We start from the raw sequence: 18625 nt of genomic DNA on the forward strand, positions 1-18625 counted from the left end.
ATCACTCCTGTTTCTTGCTCTTATATATATTTTTATAATTCCGACAACTAGGATAGAGGTACATGTTATAATAGAAGAGTAATAGAATAGAGTGTTCATGGGCGGTCAGCATCTCTTTTATTCCTATCTACTATTTTTGTTACTTACAAGAATAGGGAGAGGAGGTGTTGCCAATGTCAACTTTCGAAGCCTTGATGTTCGCAGCCTGCGTTCGCTGGTTTGATCGTTTCCATTCTTACTTTTTCGAAAGAAAAAAAGTAAACCGCCCCTGAGCCGCAAGCAATAGGGTGATTTACTCTTCATATTTGCTGATCGCCTTTGAAGCGATGCTATTTTATTACATGACTGTTTGGTGTTGACCGCACCGAACAGTCTTTTTAATATATCCTTGCTATGTTTTTATTATACCATCTAAGCAGTGATTTTCAATCAAGATATCGAAATGTTGGCATTATAAGAGGCCTTTTAGAGGCTTTAAAAAAACAACATCACAGTCCTTTTTTAATCCAAACTATTTAGAGTTGTATTGGTTTCTGGCACCATAAAACAACTAGCCTTGCATTCATACTTACACTAAAAATGTCGACAAGCCCTATGAATGAGGGTTTGTCGACATTCTAATTTACTCCTTCTCAAGTCCTCTAATCGTTACCTCTTTTACAGGTAAGAATATCTCTCCAGTGTCTAGGTATGTTACTTCTACGATATCTCCTTCTTCCATATAAACCGCAAATGGAGCTATTTCGGAGGATACTATATAATTTTCTTTATTTGTAAGTAAGAACGAAACTTGCGTGAAGTCTCCAACACGTTCTTTGAACACGCGCGCAACTGTACCATTTACCGCCTTTTCTTCCGCTTTGGAGCTGCCGTCCACTGAGCTTCCTCCGCGTTGAATAGCCGTTTTATATAGCTTCAACGCTTCGTTCGGTGTGTTTCCGTATACAGAGATTTCCGGATTTGCAGCTGATACGATGAAGTAATTTTGTAAAAACCCATTCGAATCGAGTACAGGCGTTAACCAGCTAGCCTCTCCATAGAAATTGTACAGTACTGGCATTTCACCTTGCCATTTCTTCTCGATAAATTTCTTTTCAATAATTTGTAATGCCCCTTGGGAATCCATATACGAATCTTCTAGATTGCCAGTATAATAAGTGGCTTTACCAGTTCGACCATCTGTTAATGAATAACCGAGCATCGAATCGACGCCTTCTTTTGGACTTGTAAAGTCAGTGAAATAATACATTTGACCATCTTCCCCGAAAATCGGACTAACATTTGCTTCTGTTCCTTCATCAGAAGGTAGCTTCACATCTTTCTTACCAAATAAGCTATTCATAAAACCGTGAATATATTTACCATAATAGCTATTTTGCAAACTAACCGTTTCCGGTGATACCGCTCCATCTATAAATGCTGGGACATCTGCTAGTTTATAAGCCTCTGTTTGACCTGTAGAAGGGTCTACTGCAACGATTCCCTCTACGTCAAAACCGTTCCGAGCAGAGATGAATTTCCCATAAGAACGAATATAAAATGGTTTTCCCTCTTCATCTATTTCTAATTGAACATCCCCGTAAAATATTTTATTTGGATGCTTCATACGCATATGTCTTTCTAAGTTTTTATGGAAATAAGAAGACGGGGTATAGCTCATTTCCGCTTCGATAAATTCAGGATTGTCCGATGAATCTGTTGCACTCATCGTGAAATAACCAGGTGTTACATCTCCATTCCACCATTTGAAAAGCCCCGAAAATTCAACTGGTGCAATGTAAACATACTCGTCATTCACTTTTTGAATTTGTAAATTACCTAATTCATAATAGCTTGTATTTGGCACTTGCCCAAATGCTTTTTTCATTTTATTTCGTGCAAATTGAGGTGGTACACTTGCAGGTGTTTTTGTTTCATCGAACGCTTCGATTTCTACTTTTTCATCCATTTTAGCCACTTCAAATTTTTCATCTGCATTCCCAAAAGGAGCAAATAACATATAACCTGCAACTATTAAACTAGCAAGGAAAAGCACACCTTTTGCTTTTTGTTCAACTCCTCTTGAAAGGATCATCCCAGCTAAAGTAGCGAGTACAAGCCAAGGCCATAAAGCAGTCCAGTTACGGTCTAAATTCGTTAAATAATATAGAATCGCCAATAAAACAAATGTCAAAATCGCTAGACCAATGAGAGAGGACATCATATTCTTCCTCTTAGCAGTTAGCGGTATGACTATAAGTGCAGTAACAATGGCTACAACTGCCGAAATAATAAATACAAACGTCATACAATCATCTCTCTTTCTTTTTTTCTACTTAGTTATTATACGGATGAAAGGTTGAACGGTTTCAGGAAAAATATGCTCAAGAAAACGGACGGAACTTTCAGAAATATATAGGAATTGGTTTCCATAAGTGCTATACTATTAACATATATATCCATGTTACATTACAAGTAGAGGTGATAATTGTTTGCTAAGTCATATACGTAAACACCCAATATTGAAAACAATATTAGCCCTCTTATTATTCATCCCTATTTCATTTCCCCCTTTACTACTAGCCTATTATTACTTTTGATAGCTACTCATCCCATAGTTAATGCATATGAACGTAAGAATCAAGATCCTCTAAACTTTTCTATCGGGCTGTCTCTAGGTCTTTTCATCATTTACATGATTTTACTGAATCTGATTAAAGATTATTTAATACTTTAACGAGGTGAATGAAAATGGTTTTCCAAGCTAAAAACCAAAGACTACTTTTAGCTGTATTTTTGTTACTCCCAGGGATAAATATTATATTTACTGTAATCAATCGTTCTTTGGGGTACTTTTTCTATTATAATATTTTGCTTACTCTCTTCATTATTACTCTATTCTTTTTAAAATATACTTTCACCATTCATAATGGGCATTTGAGTTTTGAAACTTTTCTTATGACTATTTGTATTTATAAAAGAGTAATCTATCCTTCTCAAATGAAAAGAGTGGAGTTCAAACGTTATAGTTGGACTACACAAGGAGCTCTCATTCGTATAAAGAAGGGTTTAAATTTACGACTCGCTCTCTTTTCACCTAATGAGATTTTTAATGAATTACTTACTTTCGCGTATAAACATGACATACCGACATCTAAAACGAAAGATTATCAACTATTAGAGAGAAGAAATAAATTTATTTCAAAGGAGAAAACTTTATGAAAACAATAACCGGATTATATATCATCATTATCTTAATGCAGTTTATAACGTTAACCAATATTACCTTATTCAACGGAGAATGGAATGGTATAGCAATGGCATTAAGTACCGCTTTATTTATTGCTGGTACTGCATTTTACTTGATGAATAGAAAAAAATAAGATAATCCGCTTTTGATCAGCAGATTATCTTTGAATTTTACTATTAATCTTAAGAGACCAGTTTTAATCCGATTGCTGCTCCTAATACCATTGCGATAAAAACAAGTCTTTTCCAATCCTTTGGTTCCCCATATAAAATCATCCCTAAAATCGCACCACCAGATGCCCCTATTCCTGTCCAAATGGCATATGCCGTTCCCATAGGAAGAGTTTTCATCGCATATGCTAGAAATAAGAAGCTACCTCCAAATCCAAGAAACAGAAGAACAAAAGATTGCCAGTTTCGGTCCTTATGCAATTTGGTAATCATCGCAACACCAAACATTTCTAAAATCCCTGCTACTATTAGCGAAATCCATGCCATTATGATTCATCTCCTTCCTGTACTTTGTCTTTTGTAACTAATTTCAACCCAACGACACCAGCCAATAAAATAAAAATTAACAGTATTTTACTTAGTTTAAAGGCTTCTCCAAAGAACAGAATTTCCGAAATAACGGTTCCCGCTGTTCCCATTCCGACAAAAATAGCATATACAGTCCCAACAGGAAGCTTACGACCCGCAATGATCATCAAATAAAAGCTCACAATTATAGAAATAACGGTCCCTGACCAACTCCAAAAATTATCCGCATGCTTCAAGCCAATCACCCAAAAAACTTCAAAAAAAGCAGCAATATACACTTTCAACCATTCTTTGTTCACAAAAATCCCTCCAAATTTTTTAAAAGTCTAGGAGAACTGTAAAAACTGTTTCTCCTATTTGTTCGCAAAAATGTCTTCAGGTTACAAAATAAAAAAGCCTGGGAGAACTGTAAAAACAGTTTCTCCCAGGCTTTTATCCTTCCGTGACACAGCATAAGCTGAGCGTTTTCTCTCGGTCACGGACCAACTTACTCGTTGCGGAACCCTAGAAAACTTTTTACGTATGCAATTAATTTACATTATACACATTCCGATGGCGGTTTCAAGTTTTAGCTTTTGCTAATTGTTTATTTTCCATATTAAGATTAATAGTTTTTTCATTTACCTCGATGCCGTTTCTCCAAGAAAAAGTCACGAAAATAGATGCAATGATTAGTATTCCGCTAAGTATGAAAAAGCAATAAATAATGAGTCCTGCTGATACCATGCCTGTAAAAAGGGCGAGTAAAGCGATTCTTAGTAGAAGCCCAACCGATCGAAATAAGCTATCTACTCTACCTATTATTTCATTTGGTATTCGGTCCATTAAGAAAGAATTTCGAGCAACACGGGCTCCGCTATTTCCTAGAGCGATAAAAAACATAAGGGATAAGTAAAAAGGAATATTAGCGAGAACAATTAACGAAATAGCAACTGTATACGTAATAACGCTATATACGATCGTCTTTTCATCCCCTAGTTTCCTAGCAATAATAGGGACCATCATTCCCGCAATTACTGCTCCTACCCCATAAACCATACTTTGAATCCCGTAAAAACTGCCGGAAGCTTTTAGCACATCCGCTAAATACACAGGAAACAAATAATTTGTAATCATAACGCCGATGAATGGCATAATGGAAAAGAATAAAAACAAGAACATAGCAGGACGTTTCCACATATATACTAAACCTTCTGCACCTTTAGATTTGGAAGTGCCCTTCGTCTCACTATTTTTAAGCCGTACATATGGAATTTTTACATACAAATAAATTGCTGCCATATAGGCAAATACATTAAGGAGTAAAATATAGTGCAAATCCCACTTTGACAATAAAATACTAGCCAACGCACCTGCTATGACACTGGATAACTGCCCTTGCACTTCCATTGTTCCATTTAGTGTTTTATATTGGTCTTTATGAAAAATTTCCTGATTTAAAGCAAACATTGTCGGGAAAAATATAGTGTAATACAAGCTGCCAATAATATAAATGATTATATAATGCCATATTTCATAAGACAGGCCGACAAATCCAATAACTGAGAAAAATAGCAACATCACAAAGCTTGCTATATTGCTCGTTAAAAGCAATTTCTTTCGTGACATTTTATCGATTAGATTCCCGACTAACGGGGTGATTAAGAAACTAATAATCGTCATACATAATGTAACGTAGCCAAATACCGCATTGCCATTTTCACTTGATACGAGCATCCATGGTATCGCAATCATCGTAATGCCAGACCCAATAGACGAAGCAATATTTGCAAAAATTATTAAACGAAATCGTGAATCTTTATATAGATTTTTCATCTTCATTTACCCCTTCCAATTGCGAGGTTCACCCGGATCCTAAGTTCTCTTCGCCGAAATTCTTATTATTCTCACTATAATTGAAATTTCTTATTTTGCATTCAGTCATACGTCTTGAGTGAACCTCATACTTTTTACTGAAAGAAGGGTTTTACAATTAAAACTAGCAAACAGTTCATTTGTCATGAAAAACGAGAAAAGCTTGTTTCCAATTTCTATCGAGACAACCTTTTTCATTCTATATATGATTCTTTGGCCCATTATTTGCAATTAAAAAACAGCCTTGCTACACTGTTTATAACAATCACCCTTCAAGGTCATTTGTTCATTTTCTATAGAAAACAAGAGGTGTTATTTTGTCTAAAATGACCAACAGAATGAAAAGCGCACAGTATGTTAGTGGGCTGGAGTGCATTTTCAAGTGTCCCATTTGCGACTCAATCATGAGCGTTTATGAATTGCAAAGTTTAGTTTGCGCAAACAATCATACATATGATTTTAGTAAACAAGGATATATTAATATGCTTAGCCATCCGATAAAAACAAAATACGGAAATGATTTATTCGAGGCTCGCAGAAAGCTGATTGCGGAAGGTCAATTTTTCGAACCTCTAAGCAGCGCAATTGCTCAAATTATTAAAGAACAAAAAAATCCTGCATTTATCCTAGATACTGGTTGCGGTGAAGGCTCGCATCTGTCGTCCATATGCGATACAGTTAGTGCTGATTTAGAGAAACCTGTAACTGGAGTAGGTATCGATATTTCCAAAGAAGGTATCTTAGCAGCTGCTAAGAACTATTCGGATAAATTATGGATAGTAGCAGATCTAGCGAAAATGCCGTTTCAAGAGGAACAATTTAATATTATTTTGAATATCCTATCCCCTTCTAATTATGTGGAGTTTAATCGTCTATTGAAAGACGATGGCTTATTAATTAAAATAGTTCCTCAAACAGATTATTTAAAAGAACTAAGAGAGATTGTCTATGATGAACCCGAAAAACAAGCATATTCTAATGCAGATACCGTGGATCTATTTAAAGACAATTTTCAAATAGTGAGTACTTCTCGTGTACGTTATACAGTGAAATTGGATAATCCACTTATCCATGCATTAGTTCGCATGACTCCTTTAACTTGGGCAGCTTCAGAAGAAAAGTTAAAAGCCTTTTTAGAAAGTGAATCTGCGGAAATAACCGTGGACCTGGAGATTTTAATTGGGAAAAAACTTAGTTGAACGAAAAACGCCTAGTACATTAGCGCACTAGGTGTTTTCTTTTTGGGCTTATGTTAATTTTTAAAACAAGTTCCGTTTCCTATTGCAAACATTAAAAATGTAAGTAAAAGTGACCACCAATTTGTCTATCATTTTGTGGTCATTTTTTTGTTGGTATAAAGGAATAGCTACCAGATTTACTTGGAAACTGTATAGGGAATCGTAGATAAATCGGGAAGGGTGCAATAACTGGTGTACGATTGCATTTGACCTGCAATTTGCATTACCGAAGCATATCCAGTATAAAGACAGCATTGGTAATGCATTTCGATCACTAATATTATTCAGCGAATAAACTTAAATTCTTTATATCTTTTATAGAAAGAGAATGTTGTAAAATAACGTTTACTTCCATCATTATTTCATCAATATACTGTTGTCCACGTGGAGTTAGCAGAACATAGACACTACGTTTATCGCCAGCATAACTAACTCTTTCTACTGCATGAAAGTGGTGTTGCTCAAGCCTTGAAACTAAACGGGATAAAGCACTTTGACTAAGACCGACCATATTCTGAAGCTGTGATAATGGTAATTTCTTTTCTTCATTTTCATTAAGAAACATCAATAGATAAAACTCATTCAAATTTAATTGGTATTTTTGTTGAAGTAATTGGTCTAATGATTTTGTTATTCTGTTATGGAATTTTGAAAAGTTTACCCATGTATGGATTAATTGTTCAGGATTATTCATAGTCATCGCCTTTCAAAAAATACTAATCCCAGTGTATCATATCTTGGTTATCGAATGCTTCTACCATATTGGAATGGTGGGGTTACTTTCCCTGTTATTTCTTTGATAGCATGTAAACTCCAATAAGGATCGTTTAACATGCCCCTCGCAACAGCGACTAAATCTGCATCGTTATTTGATAATGCTGATTCAGCAACTTGCGGATTATTTAACATTCCTACACCTATGACAGGCATCTTTAACTTCTCTTTGAAAGCCCTCGCAAAAGGTACTTGATAACCAGGAAAATTGCCAGGTTTTAGTGAGCCGGGTATGCCTTCACCACCAGTAGATACATGGAATATATCGACACCAGCTTCTTTAAATTGCTCAGCTATTTGTATGGAATGATCTAATTTGTAACCACCATCAATATATTCAATAGCGGAAATTCGCATGATTAAAGGTATGTCTTCTGGCATGACGGATTTGACTGAACGAATTACTTCTACACCAAATTTCGAGAGATCTTGCCCATACTCATCTGTTCTATTATTAATACTCGGTGACATAAATTGATGTAATAAATATCCATGTGCGCCATGAAGTTCGATTGTATCAAAGCCTGCATCGACTGCTCTTCTAGTAGCAGCTTGGAATTGCTTGATGATTTCCTGAATTTCATCAATTGTTAACGCACGTGACTGCTTTAATGAACCATTTTTTGTTTCTTCAGGAAGTGCCTCACCTGCAATGTTAGAAGGTCCAACTGGCTGTACTGCATCCTCAGCCTTTCTACCGGCGTGAGCAATTTGGATGCCAATTTTTGCTCCATTTTTGTGAACCTCAGATACAATACGTTGATATGCGGGAATCTGGCTATCATCCCACAAACCTAAATCTTGATTCGTTATTCTACCTTCAGGTGTTACACTCGTCATTTCCATAATGATTAATCCAGTGCCACCGACAGCTCTGGATACATAGTGAACGAAGTGCCAATCGTTCGGGATGCCATCTTCTTTCTCTACAGAGTATTGACACATTGGTGCCATGACAATTCTGTTTTTAAGTGTTAAGCCTTTTACTTCATAAGGCGTTCCGATTGTTTTCATTAGTAAATTACCTCCTATAAATTTAAATGTATGCACATGCATTTAAATTTAAATAATAATACAATTACTAAGCAATTGCAATAATATGCACTTTAACAACGGGGTTTTGATTATTCATAGCAAGCTTTTGAATTATTTCACTTAAACTAATGGGCGCTTTAGTTTAACCAGGAAATCAAAAGTAAATATCAATAATGACTCATTTTTTTACCGAACTGGGTTATTTTTCGCGATAAAAAGCACCGCAGTTCGCAGTGCTTTTTAGTATGCATTTTTATTTACAATTTGGGATTCAAATTAGAGTTTTGCGATAGGTAACAGAACCAGTTATACTTTTTATCTACTGTTTTATTGCTGGAAGTAAAGGGGATGCTTCTCCGGAATAGAAAATCCTCAAATCATGGAGAGCTCTCGTACATCCAACATATAATAATTTTGCGTCCAGCTTAGTATCCTTGTAGTGCTTTTCATCCACATCTACAAGTAATACTGCATCAAATTCCAGCCCTTTTGCTAAATATACTGGTACTACAGAAATACCACCTTCATATTTCATTTGATTGGCTTCAATAGCATTGACAGAAATTCCTGCTGCTGTTAATTTTTCATACATGTCGCGGCACTCGTCATCTGTTCTTCCTATTATTGCGATCGTTTTCACATTTTCACTCAACATATTTTGTAACGTCTTTGTAATTTCAGCAAATTGATTATCCGTCGAAATAATCTTTACTTCCTTACCGCTACGAAAAACAGGTATTGCAAGTCCTACTGGAATCTCAGCATGTTTAATAATGCCATTTGCAAACTCAATTATTTCTTTCGTAGAGCGGTAACTTCTCGTCAGTTCAAAATAACCCGTTTGTTGAAATACTTCTTTAAAGTCATTCCAGTCCTCAATTCCTTGAAAATTGTAGATAGCTTGGGATAAGTCACCTAAAATCGTAAAAGAATTACCCAATGTGACCTCTTTTAATATATAAATTTGGAATGGTGAAAAGTCTTGTGCCTCATCTATCACTACATGATGAAATTTTTGACTACTTTCTATTCCTGTTAATTGATGGTGAATATAGATAAGGGGTGTTAGATCTTCTACATATAGTTGTTTATCGCGGCAATTTTTTACTGTTTCTTGAACAAGTTCTGCAGGCAAGACTTCTACTATTTCTTTTTGTTTCATCAACGAACTGTAAAATGATAGTGGGGTTATTTTAGGCCAAAATTTCATGTAAGCATTTAATCTTTTAGTAGCTTCTTTTTTCAATGATTTTTTCTCATCTGTTCCTTCGAACTTCTTCAGTTCTATTTCAATCCATCGTTTTATCCGACCAACTAATCGTTCCCTACGCTTCATTAATGGATAATGCCTATATTCAACTTGCATCCATTTTTGTATCTCTTCTGCTTTGATAACAGCATCATCCCATACAACGAGATCTTTTTCCGGTACTAGATTCTTTTCCAATTGAATGACACTTTCTTCAATGAATGACTTAAACTCAAGTGTCCCTTTATATTTCCCGAGCATAACCTTGTTATCATTACGATTGATTTCAAAAGCTTCCTTCAGTTTTTCTTCCGTTTTTTGTAATTTCACCGCATTATCTAATGTGCGTAGCGCCCAGTCTTGAAATGTGGTTTGCTTAATATTACCTACACCCAGTTCAGGAAGCACGCCAGAAATATAGTCTAAAAACAAGCTATTTGGTGCAAATACTACCATTCTATCTGCTTGTAGCTGTTCTCGATACTCATAAATTAAAAAAGCAAGGCGGTGTAAAGCGATGGTTGTTTTTCCGCTTCCTGCGACCCCTTGTATCAATAGTGGCATGTTCTTCTCTGCACGTATAATATTATTTTGTTCAGATTGTATCGTAGAAACAATGTCTTTTAATTTGTTATCTTTGTTTTCAGCTAATTTATATAGGAGAAAATCATCTGTAGGTGATACATCCTCGCTTCCTTTTACATATGTATCGACAACACGTTCTAACTCTCTTTTACGAATGGCAATATTCCTTTTTAAATGAACATAGCCTTCTATTAAACCATCTGGTGAATGATAAAAAGCCGCTTCCTCACCACCATTAAATGAATAAAACATACTGGCAATAGGTGCTCGCCAGTCCATCACAATTGGTTTCGTCGTTTCCTCATTAGATGCGCCGACTTTTCCAATATAAATAGGCTCTGGCTCCAACTGACCATCCTCTTGAAAATCTAACCGCCCGAAATATGGTTGTTGTACAGCAATACGTAGGTTTTGCCTTCTGGACTCCCTCATACTTTCGAGAATTTGTTCACTAAAATCTTCCCCATAATATACTGGCACATTCTCTAGTTCGACTAATTGCTTATCCAATATAGACGTAGTTTCTTTCAACCTTTGTAATTCTTCTTCAAATATATCCCTCATTGCAATGACCCCCTCCTATTCGTTATAAAATACAGACAATTTCTAATATATATAAAACTGCTATACAAAGTCAATAACCTAAATGACCGAAAATAAAATGAGCTTGGAAATACATTTCCCAAGCCCATTTCGATATGAAATAATCTATATAATGTTGATACTTACTAAAGTTGTGTTTTTGGATTAGTTGCTCCTGAGCACAATTTGGTTGCTCTCACTCTACGATTGGTTGCTTTCGCAGATATTTGATTGCTCCCACTGTCCTTTTGGTTGCTTTTACGCCTATTTGATTGCCCTTAGCCATCTTTTTACATATATGTCCCTTTTTCCTCGTAAGTCACATACCATTCTCCGTCTTTTTGCACGATACTTGTTCCGATCCAACCATCTGCTAGTAGCTGTTGCTGTTTTTCTGTATCATCCATATGAATTTCTAACGCTTCGCCACCAATTTTACGGTCTCCATGAAGTTTTTTATAAAAAACATAGCGCAACATATCTGCGTACTTGTTTTTCAATGCACCGATGACCATACCTTGGCTCAGTTTATCTTTTAAGCTCGCAATATTAAATGGTGCCACTGTTGCGCATACATGCGTATAGGGAGATGCATCTAATAGTTCCATTACGATAGCTCCAAGTTTTTTCTGTAAACCATATCCTCGATAGTCGGGATGCACATTTGTAATTTCTTGGTACACTACTTTATTTAACTGCTCCCTTTGAAGTCCGATATCATATCCAAGGTGATGTTCGTCTATTTCAGGTATCGCTAGTGCGCGAAATGCGATTAACTTATCCTCTACGAATACACCTACCATTAGGCTCTTAGAAACGAAATCTTCGTATTCTTCCTTCGTTACCGGCGATAAAAAGTCATTGTTTATTAGCGTTTCCAAAACAAGGTCCTGGAGGCGTAGAATATCTTCTACACTATCTTCTTTCAATACACGTACAATATAATCTTTTTCACCAAGTTTACCTGTCCATTCTTTCATTTAAACACCACTTACTTTCGTTTGGAATACAGTTAACTCTTGGAGTACTGACTCGTCAACATCTACTCCAAGACCTGGACGTTCATTTAGCTGAATAAAAGGCACGTCATAATGTAAATTTCCAATATCCTTGGAGAATTTTAGCGGACCTGTTAACTCAACACTCGTAAATGCTTTTTTAGAAAACGCTACATGGAATCCTGCTGCAGATCCAATCGAAGACTCAACCATGGAGCCAATTTGACATTCGATTCCTGCCATTTCTGCCATATGGGCAAGCTTCATGGCCGGGTAAATACCCCCACATTTCATGAGCTTAATATTTACTTTATGTGCCGCCTGCTTCTCGATTAACTCGCGCATATCCCGAAATCCTTTTAAGCCTTCGTCCATCATAAGCGGTGTGCTTGTTTTCGCCTTTACTTCGACCATACCATTGAAATCATCTGCTACTACTGGTTGCTCTAACCAATCAAGCCCCAATTGTTCTAGTTGACGCATTGCTGTAATCGTATTTGCACTGTTTTTCCAGCCTTGGTTCACATCGACACGAATTGCGATGTCTTTACCCACTTTTTCTCGTACGGCCTGGATACGTTTCACATCTGTATGTACTTCTGTTCCGACTTTCATCTTAAATGATGAATAACCTTCCTTCATACGACTTTCTGCTTCTGCTGCCATTGATTCAGGTGTGCCGATGCTTAAGACATGTGTGATTGGGAACTTCTCGTGGTAACGGCCGCCGAGTAATTGATAGACTGGAACGCCTAGTTTTTTTCCTACTACGTCATAGCAAGCAATATCGAGTGCTGCTTTTGCTGCAGGTGCTTGATAGACAGCTTTGTCCATTTTTTCATGTAGACGTTCGAATTCCATTGGATTTTCACCAATTAGTAACGGTGCTAATGTATTTTGGAGTAGTGTATATGTCGCTTCCCATGTTTCCCCTGTCACATGCTCATCTGCAACTGCTTCTCCGTATCCGATTAAACCTTCCTCTGTAGTTAGTTTTACGATTATCGAAGGCATATCATCGTATGTATGGTAGCTAATGATAAATGGATCAACTAGTGGTAATCTTATCGCAAATATTTCTATTTCTTTAATTTTCATTTTATCTTCCTGCTTTCTTTACAAGATTTTATTTTTTCGTTATAGTTGTCGTTAAATAGACGTTAATATTTCAAAAAAAAGGGGGATTACGTATGGATATTCGAATCGCTGTGCTAGGCTCTGCTAACTTTATCGACCGATTAAAAGAACTTGAACATGAGTTAGTTTCTACTCGTTTGGATTATTATATCTATCAATCACCAGTGGATGCAACCCAAATCGTGAAAAATATTAAACCTTGCGATGTCGTGTTTTTCTCAGGTTCTCTTCCCTACATATTTGCTAAAGAAGCAATTGATAAATTACCTATACCGGCCCATTACTTAAAACAAGATGAAACGGTTATCACAACAACCCTATTATCCGTTTACTTTTCTCAACATATTCCTGTCGAACAGCTTTCGATTGATTTGATCGAACCGCTATTAATACAAAATGTATTAGAGGATATTGGGCTATCGGAACAATATCCACATACATTAAAAATTGATCCAACTTTCGAATTAGAAGAAGTTGCAGATTTTCATGCAAGATTACATCAAAGCGGAAAAACTTCTTTGGCAATTACGAGTATCCACTCTGTTTTTCATGCATTACAAGAAAAGAAAGTTCCCGTCATCCGAATGTTAGATTCGAAAAGCAATATCTTAAAAGGTTTGGAAGATGCGAAATCTATGGCACTTTTAGCAAAAAGTAGGGCAGCAAAAATTGCGATTGGATACATTCAATCAAACCAAGTAATTTCAGAAGAAATACTAAAGAAAATAGCTGGTACGATTCAAGCAAACTACATTCCTACACCTGACCATTTATATACGTTTATTTCTACCCAAGGCAATGTGCAAATAGCTCTGGAGAGCAATATAATTGAGCATTGGTTTGAACTTGTTTCCCTCCCTGTCAAAATAGCGTTTGGCTACGGAAAAACAGTCGTAGAAGCAACACAAAATGCTAAAGATGCTTTGCCGTATGTAGCTGAGAACTCCGCTTATTTAATAAACGACCATAAAGAATTACTTGGTCCATATCCTAATCGTCAACAACAAGTACAACTGAAAACAAATGACCCAAAACTCGTACAAATAGCTAAAAATACGAAGTTAAGTCCCGCAAACTTATCGAAAATCATGCAATTTAGTCGTTCGCATAGCTCCGTTGAATTTACCGCACATGACTTGGAAGTCTATTTACAAGTGAGCAGAAGAACGACGGAACGATTATTGAAAAAGCTAGTAGACCATGGATATGCCCGAGTAGTTGGAGAAGAGATGACTTATCAGCAAGGACGCCCCCGGGCAATTTATGAATTCAATTTCCCTACTTATTAAGAAAAGGAAAGTTCAATTAAACTGAACTTTCCTTTTTCCTTTATGCTTCCATTGCTTCTTTTTGCTTCAAAGCAACCATTTCTGCTTTTGTTAACTTCTGAATAGTAAATCCAGTTATTGCATATCCAATAGACAACAATGGAACAATATAATTTAGTATAGCGTATGGTGCATACTCAAATGCCCCAACCCCTAACGTTCCTAATATGAAAACACCACAAGTATTCCAAGGGATAAATACAGACGTTAATGTTCCACCGTCTTCTAAAGCCCTTGAAAGATTTTTCGAATGTAGTCCCATTTTTGTATAAGCATTTGAAAACATGCGAGATGGCACGACAATAGAAATGTATTGTTCTGAACAAGTTGCATTTGTTGTAAAACAAGCAAGAATTGTAGACGCTACTAGTGTTCCTGCTGATTTTGCTAACTTCAGAATCTGATTCATAATCGATTGGAGCATACCGGAATATTCCAGTATCCCTCCAAAAGTCATTGCAACAAGTGTCATTGAAACCGTATACATCATGGAATCAAGCCCACCACGATTAAATAAATCATCAACCATTACATTTCCAGTTTCAATAACAAAACCACTTTGGAGCGCTCCAATCGCTTCTGAAAGGCTTCCACCTTGTATAAACACTTGTGAGAAAGATCCTAATATTATCCCTATAACTAAAGCTGGTATTGCCGGTACCTTTAATGCAACTAGAACAATTACAGCTACCGGTATGAGCAATAACCAAGGAGAAATCACAAAACTTTTTTCTAACATGGAGATAGTTTGCTGAATACTCTCTTGATCAATATTGCTGTTCTTATACTTCATACCTAAAAAGCCATATACACCCAACGAGATAAGAATCCCTGGTACTGTGGTATATAACATATGTCGAATATGTACAAATAGATCTGTATTAGTCAATCCTGCTGCTAGATTTGTTGTATCCGAAAGTGGCGACATCTTGTCCCCAAAATAAGCACCTGAAATAACTGCCCCCGCAATAATAGGTGCCGGAATACCCATACTAAGTCCAATACCCATCCCTGCGACACCAATAGTTCCCATAGTGGACCAAGAACTGCCGATAGCTAATGAAACAATCATACAAATGACGCAAATAGTTACTAAAAACAATGCTGGTGTTATTATTTTTAGCCCATAATAGATCATCGTTGCAACTATTCCACCACCAATCCAAGCTCCAATCGTGAGTCCTACTAACATAATAATAACGACTGCCGGTAATGCTAGTTTTATCCCCTTGTACATCATTTCTTCAATATCATTCCACTTAAAACCATGCTTCCAAGCTACTAATGCAGCAACAGCTGTACCGATGATTAACGGTATATGTGGTCCTTGTTCCAAAACAACGACTGCAACAACCATACATAAAATCATCACAAGTAATGGTGTCATAGCCCATAATAAAGACATTTCCTTTTTAGCAGATACTTTATCTTTTTCTCCCATATTATTTTCCCCTTTGTGAACTATTGCGACAATTCTTAATTGACGTTTAATAGTCGCTAATATGAAATAATATAGACAAATCAATGAACCGTCAATGCTTTTTAGAACTATTTGAAAGCGTTTTCGCTATAACTTTTGAACCAATTGCAAGCGCCTCATAGTTAAAAGTCATATTCGGATGATGTAAACCTGGTGCAAGATCTGCTCCAATGCCAATCATGGCAGCCTTCACTTCAGGATGTCTAACCGTATAAAAGTGAAAATCATCACTTCCAGAAGTAATCACTTCTTCTGCAAGATTTTCTATTCCAACTGCTTCGATAATTCCTTCTCTCGTCATAGCCGCTGCTTCTTTAGAAACTTCTGCGCCTGGCGTGATGTCCTCCCATTTCCACTCTATTTCTATATCAAATAATTGTTTAATAGCTTGTAAATCCTTTTCTATTTGGTCTTTCATTTGAGATAAAATAGCATTCTTTTGTGCACGTACATCGATTGAAAACGTAGCAGTACCAGGAATAATATTCGCATTTTCTCCGCCTGCTTGAATTTTCGTTAGTTTCGCAGAATACGATTCGAACGGTGAAAAATAAAGGTTTTTTAGTGCCTGATGGATCGCCACTGTCACATCAATAGCATTTTTACCTTGATGTGGACGTGCCCCATGCGCATCAATTCCAGTAATTTTTCCCTCTAAAAACATCGCTGCTCCGTGATGTATTGCGGGAGAAACTTTTCCAAAAGGAAGCTCTTCAATTGGTCGTAAGTGCACGCCAAATAAATGCGTTACGCCTTCTAATGCCCCTCTGTCAATCATCGCATTGGCACCATTTCCTTTTTCCTCTGCAGGTTGGAATATAAAGCGGAGACGCTTGCCTAGTTTTTCGTCTTTCAGTAATAATAAAGCTCCTAAAACCATCGAAATATTCGCATCATGTCCACATGAATGATTGGCACGAAATTCGCCATCTACTTCTTGCCAAAGTGCGTCGATATCCGCACGAACTGCGATAACTTCATCGCCTTCCCCTATTTCAGCCAGTAACCCCGTCACATCATCGAATCTACGATAAGATACTTGTAATTCATCCAGTATTTCTGCAAGCTTGTTCGTCGTTTCGTATTCCTTCCAGCTCACTTCCGGATATTTATGAAAGTGACCAAACCATTGCAATATTTGTGATTCTACGTTCATCTGTTTTGCGCTCCTTATTTTTCGATAATTTCACATACTCTTCCTACTTGTCCATCCGTTAGTCGAACTTTAATGCCATGTGGATGGAAGGATGAATTGGTTAACAAGTCTTTCACGATACCTCTCGTTTTTTGACCTGTTCGTTGGTCTTTTTTCAGGATGATATATACTTCTAATCCTGGTTTAATGTCTTTTCTATTTTGTCCGTTCATAATAATTCACCTCTTTTTGTATCTTATCATTTTCATACTATACATACACTGATATGCAAAACAATAATTTGTTTATTTTGAATTTGTATTGACGAAGTTACTCTGGTCAAGTATAGTAATAAACATTAAGAAAAATGAAATAATATTTATCTCTCATGAAGAGTAGCAGAGGGACTGGCCCGTTGAAGCTCGGCAACCAACCATATGTTTATGTATGGAAAGGTGCTAAATCCTGCAAAACGATATCGTTTTGAAAAATGAGAGAGGACTTCTGCGTATTTTCAAAATGCTTATGAACCTCTCATTTATGAGAGGTTTTTATTATTTCTGCTACAACCAAGAAAACAACAGATAGGAGAAAAATGATGAAAAAGTATTTATTTACAGGACTACTCATTTTAGTTTTAACAGTACTCGCTGCTTGCGGTGGTAAAGAAAAATCAGAGGAAGCAAATGAAGACTTATTAAGTGATGGCGTTTTAACCGTTGGGGTAACTGCCGGTCCACACGAAGAAATCGTGGAAAAAGTGAAAGAGCTGGCAGAAAAGGATGGTCTTAAAATTGATCTACAAGTTTTTTCCGACTACGTAATGCCGAATGTTGCTTTGTCCGAGAAAGAGATTGACATGAATATCTTCCAAACGATTCCTTTCTTTGAACAAATGAAAAAAGACCGTAATTTGGATCTCGTTGATGTAGGTAAAACAGTCACTTTCCCAATGGGCATTTACTCCAATCAAGTAAAAGATGTGAATGAACTGACAGATGGTGCGAAAATTGGATTACCAAACGACCCGACTCAAGGTGGACGAGCACTGATGCTATTTGAAAGTGCAGGAATGATTAAGCTTAAAGAAGGTCTAGATACTAATGCTACCATCCATGATATTGAAGAGAATACGAAGAATTTCCAATTTGTAGAACTTGATGCAGCACAAATCCCTCGTCAATTAAATGAGTTGGATGCAGCAGCCATCAATACAAACTTCGTAATAGATGCTGGTTTATCACCAGCTGATGACTCTATTTTTATTGAGTCAAAAGATTCTCCTTTCGTGAATATTATCGCCGTTCGAACTGAATCAAAAGATGAAGAAGTGATTCAACAATTTATCGATTTGTATCGTTCGGAAGAAGTGAAACAATTCATCGAAGAAAGATTTGATAGATCTATCATTCCTTCATGGTAATGAAAGGTTGGCAATAGTAATGGTTATGAAAGAGACAAG

16 protein-coding genes and 2 riboswitches are annotated in these 18625 nt (G+C 36.5%); of the genes, 4 read left to right on the forward strand and 12 right to left on the reverse strand.

The window, feature by feature from the left end; translation table 11 throughout:
- Nucleotides 1-622: 622 nt before the first annotated feature.
- Nucleotides 623-2287, reverse strand: coding sequence for a hypothetical protein (locus ACIP9W_RS15085; RefSeq protein ID WP_400790938.1), 1665 nt, complete (start codon nucleotides 2285-2287; stop codon nucleotides 623-625).
- Nucleotides 2288-3197: 910 nt separating this feature from the next.
- Here ACIP9W_RS15085 and ACIP9W_RS15090 point away from each other — a divergent pair.
- A complete protein-coding gene (locus ACIP9W_RS15090) occupies nucleotides 3198-3362 on the forward strand; it encodes a hypothetical protein (protein ID WP_400790940.1) in 165 nt (54 codons plus the stop codon).
- Nucleotides 3363-3411: 49 nt separating this feature from the next.
- On the opposite strand, the gene ACIP9W_RS15095 is transcribed toward ACIP9W_RS15090, so the two are convergent.
- The 3 genes from ACIP9W_RS15095 to ACIP9W_RS15105 form a co-directional block, all read right to left on the reverse strand.
- Nucleotides 3412-3726: a DMT family transporter gene (locus ACIP9W_RS15095; protein ID WP_142538943.1), complete on the reverse strand. Its 315-nt coding sequence runs from the start codon at nucleotides 3724-3726 to the stop codon at nucleotides 3412-3414.
- Nucleotides 3726-4067 carry a DMT family transporter gene (locus ACIP9W_RS15100; RefSeq protein ID WP_400790942.1) on the reverse strand — a complete coding sequence of 114 codons (342 nt, stop codon included), beginning with the start codon at nucleotides 4065-4067 and terminating at the stop codon, nucleotides 3726-3728. Before ACIP9W_RS15100 ends, ACIP9W_RS15095 begins: the two co-directional genes overlap by 1 nt.
- Before the next feature lie 120 nt (nucleotides 4068-4187).
- Nucleotides 4188-4287, reverse strand: a riboswitch (guanidine-I (ykkC/yxkD leader).
- 42 nt (nucleotides 4288-4329) lie between these two features.
- The gene (locus ACIP9W_RS15105) at nucleotides 4330-5583 is read right to left on the reverse strand and encodes an MFS transporter (protein WP_400790945.1); all 1254 of its coding nucleotides are present in this window, start codon (nucleotides 5581-5583) and stop codon (nucleotides 4330-4332) included.
- 377 nt (nucleotides 5584-5960) lie between these two features.
- On the opposite strand from ACIP9W_RS15105, the gene ACIP9W_RS15110 reads away from it, so the two are divergent.
- Nucleotides 5961-6821 (forward strand): putative RNA methyltransferase, encoded by an 861-nt coding sequence (locus ACIP9W_RS15110; RefSeq protein WP_400791115.1) that lies wholly within the window; start codon nucleotides 5961-5963, stop codon nucleotides 6819-6821.
- A 319-nt stretch (nucleotides 6822-7140) separates the two neighbouring features.
- Here the strand turns inward: ACIP9W_RS15110 and ACIP9W_RS15115 are convergent, their stop codons facing one another.
- The 5 genes from ACIP9W_RS15115 to ACIP9W_RS15135 form a co-directional block, all read right to left on the reverse strand.
- Entirely contained in the window at nucleotides 7141-7554 is a 414-nt protein-coding gene (locus tag ACIP9W_RS15115; protein WP_400790947.1) for a MarR family winged helix-turn-helix transcriptional regulator, read from the reverse strand.
- Nucleotides 7555-7601: 47 nt separating this feature from the next.
- Nucleotides 7602-8648, reverse strand: a complete 1047-nt coding sequence (locus ACIP9W_RS15120) for an NADH:flavin oxidoreductase/NADH oxidase (protein ID WP_400790950.1) — start codon at nucleotides 8646-8648, stop codon at nucleotides 7602-7604.
- A 340-nt stretch (nucleotides 8649-8988) separates the two neighbouring features.
- Nucleotides 8989-11067: a HelD family protein gene (locus tag ACIP9W_RS15125; protein ID WP_400790952.1), complete on the reverse strand. Its 2079-nt coding sequence runs from the start codon at nucleotides 11065-11067 to the stop codon at nucleotides 8989-8991.
- A gap of 308 nt (nucleotides 11068-11375) precedes the next feature.
- Nucleotides 11376-12065 carry a GNAT family N-acetyltransferase gene (locus ACIP9W_RS15130; protein ID WP_400790955.1) on the reverse strand — a complete coding sequence of 230 codons (690 nt, stop codon included), beginning with the start codon at nucleotides 12063-12065 and terminating at the stop codon, nucleotides 11376-11378.
- Entirely contained in the window at nucleotides 12066-13181 is a 1116-nt protein-coding gene (locus ACIP9W_RS15135) for a mandelate racemase/muconate lactonizing enzyme family protein (RefSeq protein ID WP_400790956.1), read from the reverse strand.
- Nucleotides 13182-13273: 92 nt separating this feature from the next.
- Here ACIP9W_RS15135 and ACIP9W_RS15140 point away from each other — a divergent pair, with 92 nt between their 5' ends.
- Nucleotides 13274-14509, forward strand: coding sequence for a hypothetical protein (locus tag ACIP9W_RS15140; RefSeq protein WP_400790957.1), 1236 nt, complete (start codon nucleotides 13274-13276; stop codon nucleotides 14507-14509).
- Between the two features lie 40 nt (nucleotides 14510-14549).
- On the opposite strand, the gene nhaC is transcribed toward ACIP9W_RS15140, so the two are convergent.
- The 3 genes from nhaC to ACIP9W_RS15155 form a co-directional block, all read right to left on the reverse strand.
- Nucleotides 14550-15953, reverse strand: a complete 1404-nt coding sequence (gene nhaC / locus ACIP9W_RS15145) for a Na+/H+ antiporter NhaC (protein ID WP_400791118.1) — start codon at nucleotides 15951-15953, stop codon at nucleotides 14550-14552.
- Nucleotides 15954-16080: 127 nt separating this feature from the next.
- The gene (locus ACIP9W_RS15150) at nucleotides 16081-17184 is read right to left on the reverse strand and encodes an amidohydrolase (protein ID WP_400790959.1); all 1104 of its coding nucleotides are present in this window, start codon (nucleotides 17182-17184) and stop codon (nucleotides 16081-16083) included.
- Between the two features lie 14 nt (nucleotides 17185-17198).
- Nucleotides 17199-17396 carry a YwbE family protein gene (locus tag ACIP9W_RS15155; RefSeq protein WP_400790962.1) on the reverse strand — a complete coding sequence of 66 codons (198 nt, stop codon included), beginning with the start codon at nucleotides 17394-17396 and terminating at the stop codon, nucleotides 17199-17201.
- 150 nt (nucleotides 17397-17546) lie between these two features.
- Nucleotides 17547-17660: riboswitch (SAM riboswitch) on the forward strand.
- Between the two features lie 101 nt (nucleotides 17661-17761).
- Between ACIP9W_RS15155 and ACIP9W_RS15160 the strand changes: the two genes are divergently transcribed.
- Nucleotides 17762-18586, forward strand: coding sequence for a MetQ/NlpA family ABC transporter substrate-binding protein (locus tag ACIP9W_RS15160; protein WP_400790965.1), 825 nt, complete (start codon nucleotides 17762-17764; stop codon nucleotides 18584-18586).
- Nucleotides 18587-18625: the final 39 nt, after the last annotated feature.

The organism is Psychrobacillus sp. NPDC093180, assembly GCF_044754065.1.
GTDB lineage: Bacteria > Bacillota > Bacilli > Bacillales_A > Planococcaceae > Psychrobacillus.

What these genes read in the sequence shown, in the direction of transcription:
- ACIP9W_RS15085 (WP_400790938.1), bottom strand. Translation starts at nt 2,287, where the DNA reads ATGACGTTTGTATTTATTATTTCGGCAGTTGTAGCCATTGTTACTGCA.
- ACIP9W_RS15090 (WP_400790940.1), top strand. Translation starts at nt 3,198, where the DNA reads ATGAAAACAATAACCGGATTATATATCATCATTATCTTAATGCAGTTT.
- ACIP9W_RS15095 (WP_142538943.1), bottom strand. Translation starts at nt 3,726, where the DNA reads ATGGCATGGATTTCGCTAATAGTAGCAGGGATTTTAGAAATGTTTGGT.
- ACIP9W_RS15105 (WP_400790945.1), bottom strand. Translation starts at nt 5,583, where the DNA reads ATGAAAAATCTATATAAAGATTCACGATTTCGTTTAATAATTTTTGCA.
- ACIP9W_RS15110 (WP_400791115.1), top strand. Translation starts at nt 5,961, where the DNA reads ATGAAAAGCGCACAGTATGTTAGTGGGCTGGAGTGCATTTTCAAGTGT.
- ACIP9W_RS15115 (WP_400790947.1), bottom strand. Translation starts at nt 7,554, where the DNA reads ATGAATAATCCTGAACAATTAATCCATACATGGGTAAACTTTTCAAAA.
- ACIP9W_RS15120 (WP_400790950.1), bottom strand. Translation starts at nt 8,648, where the DNA reads ATGAAAACAATCGGAACGCCTTATGAAGTAAAAGGCTTAACACTTAAA.
- ACIP9W_RS15125 (WP_400790952.1), bottom strand. Translation starts at nt 11,067, where the DNA reads ATGAGGGATATATTTGAAGAAGAATTACAAAGGTTGAAAGAAACTACG.
- ACIP9W_RS15130 (WP_400790955.1), bottom strand. Translation starts at nt 12,065, where the DNA reads ATGAAAGAATGGACAGGTAAACTTGGTGAAAAAGATTATATTGTACGT.
- ACIP9W_RS15135 (WP_400790956.1), bottom strand. Translation starts at nt 13,181, where the DNA reads ATGAAAATTAAAGAAATAGAAATATTTGCGATAAGATTACCACTAGTT.
- ACIP9W_RS15140 (WP_400790957.1), top strand. Translation starts at nt 13,274, where the DNA reads ATGGATATTCGAATCGCTGTGCTAGGCTCTGCTAACTTTATCGACCGA.
- nhaC (WP_400791118.1), bottom strand. Translation starts at nt 15,953, where the DNA reads ATGTCTTTATTATGGGCTATGACACCATTACTTGTGATGATTTTATGT.
- ACIP9W_RS15150 (WP_400790959.1), bottom strand. Translation starts at nt 17,184, where the DNA reads ATGAACGTAGAATCACAAATATTGCAATGGTTTGGTCACTTTCATAAA.
- ACIP9W_RS15155 (WP_400790962.1), bottom strand. Translation starts at nt 17,396, where the DNA reads ATGAACGGACAAAATAGAAAAGACATTAAACCAGGATTAGAAGTATAT.
- ACIP9W_RS15160 (WP_400790965.1), top strand. Translation starts at nt 17,762, where the DNA reads ATGAAAAAGTATTTATTTACAGGACTACTCATTTTAGTTTTAACAGTA.